Here is a 2,605-nt window from a genome sequence, read left to right on the forward strand (position 1 = left end):
GTGGCCGGCGCACTCGCTTCGGTGATCATGTTCCTGGTGAACTTCGCCTGGCTCATCCCGGTCGGCCGCTCGGACGACGACGACGGCCCCGGCCTGCTCAGCATGCTCCTGATCATGATTCTCGGCCCGCTCGCCGCCAGCCTCATCCAGCTGGCCATCAGCCGGTCCCGCGAGTACGAGGCGGACGCCTCCGGCGCCCAGCTCACCGGCGACCCACTGGCCCTCGCCACTGCCCTGCGCAAGCTGGAGACCGGCACCCAGCAGCTGCCGCTGCCGCCGGAGCCCCGGATCGAGACCGCCAGCCACATGATGATCGCGAACCCCTTCCGCGCAGGCCAGGGACTGACCAAGATGTTCTCCACGCACCCGCCGATGGCGGAGCGCATCGCCCGGCTCGAGAAGATGGCAGGTCGCTACCAGTGAAGACCATTCTGAACGTCATTTGGCTCATCCTGAGCGGATTCTGGCTGTTCCTCGGCTATCTGTTCGCCGGCGTCCTGCTGTGCATCACGATCATCGGCATCCCGTTCGGCATCGCCGCCTTCCGCATCGGTGTCTACGCGCTGTGGCCCTTCGGGTACACCACGGTCGAGCGCCGCGATGCGGGCGCCGCCTCCTGCATCGGCAACGTGCTGTGGCTGATCCTGGCGGGCTGGTGGCTGGCGATCGCGCACATCGTCACCGGTATCGCCCTGTGCATCACGATCATCGGCATCCCGTTCGGCATCGCCAACTTCAAGCTGATCCCGGTCTCCCTGCTGCCGCTGGGCCGCGAAATCGTCCCCACCGACCAGCCGTTCGCGACCCGCTGAGCAAGCTGCCGGGAAGCGGGCACCACACGCGCGTGCGGCGGAACGACACGGGCGCGGCGGGCACCACACGCGCGTGCGGCCACGGCACGCTGACGGCGCCTCACCGGCCGCGCCGTCGCACCCATCGCCGTATGCCGTAGGCCGCCACGCCCACCGCGAGTACGCCCGCCCCCGTGGCCACCGAGACGGCGGGCAGCGCGAACGCCAGCGTGGCGCAGCCCAGCAGGCCCACCACGGGCACCACACGCGCCGACGGGGCCGGACTCAGGGTCCAGGCGGAAGCGTTGGCGACGGCGTAGTAGGCGAGCACTCCGAAGGAGGAGAAGCCGATCGCGCCGCGCACGTCCACCGTCGCGGCCAGTACGACGACCACCGCGCCCACGGCCAGCTCGGCCCGGTGTGGCACCTGGAAGCGCGGGTGCACGGCCGCCAGCGCGCCCGGCAGGTGCCGGTCCCGGGCCATGGCGAGGGTCGTACGGGACACGCCCAGGATCAGTGCGAGCAGCGAGCCGAGCGCCGCCACCGCCGCCCCGACCCGCACCACGGGTACGAGCCCCGGCACGCCGGCCGTCCGCACCGCGTCGGCCAGCGGAGCCGCCGCGTGCCCGAGCCGGCCCGCGCCGAGGACACCGAGCACGGCGACGGCCACGCACGCGTACACCACGAGTGCGATCCCCAGGGCCAGCGGGATCGCGCGCGGGATGGTGTGCTGCGGATCCCGTACCTCCTCCCCGAGGGTCGCGATCCGCGCGTACCCGGCGAACGCGAAGAACAGCAGCCCCGCCGCCTGGAGCACCCCGCCCGGGCCCGACGACAGCCCGATGTCCAGCCGCCCGGCGCCGGCCCGCCCGGAGGCCAGGCAGACCGCCACCACGGCCGCGAGCACGGCCAGCACCACCGCCACGATCACGCGCGTGAGCCACGCCGACTTCTGGATGCCGCCGTAGTTCACGGCCGTCAGGGCCACCACGGCCGCGACCGCCACCGCGTGCGCCTGCCCGGGCCAGACGTAGGCGCCCACGGTGAGCGCCATGGCCGCACAGGATGCCGTCTTGCCGACCACGAACGCCCAGCCCGCGAGATATCCCCAGAAGGGGCCCAGCCGTTCCCGCCCGTAGACGTACGTCCCGCCGGAGGCCGGGTAGCGGGCCGCGAGACGGGCCGAGGACATGGCGTTGCAGTAGGCCACCACGGCCGCGAGCGCCAGGCCGGTCAGCAGCCCCGTACCGGCCGCCCGCGCGGCGGGCCCCAGGGCCGAGAAGACGCCGGCCCCGACCATCGAGCCGAGGCCGACGACCACGGCGTCCCGCACGCCCAGGGTGCGGCGCAGCCCGGTACCGGAAGGTGTCATGCGCGGCACCCTACTGAGGGCGGCAACCGTGTGGTGGACGGGTGACGTCCTCTTCATCGACACCGCACGAACACGCGCGCGTGGACAGCGGGTCCTCACCGGATTCTCAGAAGCCGGACAGTGCGGACACAGCGCGGAAGGGCAGGTTCACGGCATGGGCATCATCGCTTGGATCATTCTGGGACTGCTGGCCGGAGCCATCGCCAAGGTCCTCCTGCCGGGCCGCGACCCCGGCGGCTTCATCGGTACGACCCTCATCGGCATCGCGGGCGCCTTCATCGGCGGCTGGATCTCGGCCCGTTGGCTGCACCATCCGATCACCAAGAGCTTCTACGACGGTGCTACCTGGGCCGCGGCCATCGGCGGCTCCCTGGTGCTGCTGATCGTCTACCGCATCCTGTTCGGCAACTCGCGCGACTGAGTACGGCGCGGCGGAAGGCAA

4 protein-coding genes are annotated in these 2,605 nt (G+C 72.1%); 3 read left to right on the forward strand and 1 reads right to left on the reverse strand.

Translation table 11 applies throughout. The features are described from left to right. Together ACWC0C_RS48195 and ACWC0C_RS48200 are read left to right on the forward strand one after the other, a co-directional pair. On the forward strand, positions 1 to 423 hold a 423-nt coding region (locus ACWC0C_RS48195; RefSeq protein ID WP_450871529.1), incomplete at its 5' end, for a M48 family metalloprotease. Then, positions 420 to 812: a YccF domain-containing protein gene (locus tag ACWC0C_RS48200; protein WP_449196330.1), complete on the forward strand. Its 393-nt coding sequence runs from the start codon at positions 420 to 422 to the stop codon at positions 810 to 812. The genes ACWC0C_RS48195 and ACWC0C_RS48200, both read left to right, overlap by 4 nt. A gap of 100 nt (positions 813 to 912) precedes the next feature. Here ACWC0C_RS48200 and ACWC0C_RS48205 read toward each other — a convergent pair whose 3' ends face one another. Next, a complete protein-coding gene (locus ACWC0C_RS48205; RefSeq protein WP_450871530.1) occupies positions 913 to 2,163 on the reverse strand; it encodes an APC family permease in 1,251 nt (416 codons plus the stop codon). A 154-nt stretch (positions 2,164 to 2,317) separates the two neighbouring features. Here ACWC0C_RS48205 and ACWC0C_RS48210 point away from each other — a divergent pair, with 154 nt between their 5' ends. After that, the gene (locus ACWC0C_RS48210; protein ID WP_449196328.1) at positions 2,318 to 2,584 is read left to right on the forward strand and encodes a GlsB/YeaQ/YmgE family stress response membrane protein; all 267 of its coding nucleotides are present in this window, start codon (positions 2,318 to 2,320) and stop codon (positions 2,582 to 2,584) included. Positions 2,585 to 2,605 lie beyond the last annotated feature (21 nt).

The organism is Streptomyces sp. NPDC001709, from assembly GCF_053596375.1.

Coding starts and splice junctions, on each gene's coding strand:
- ACWC0C_RS48210 (WP_449196328.1), top strand. CDS start 2,318: ATGGGCATCATCGCTTGGATCATTCTGGGACTGCTGGCCGGAGCCATC.
- ACWC0C_RS48205 (WP_450871530.1), bottom strand. CDS start 2,163: ATGACACCTTCCGGTACCGGGCTGCGCCGCACCCTGGGCGTGCGGGAC.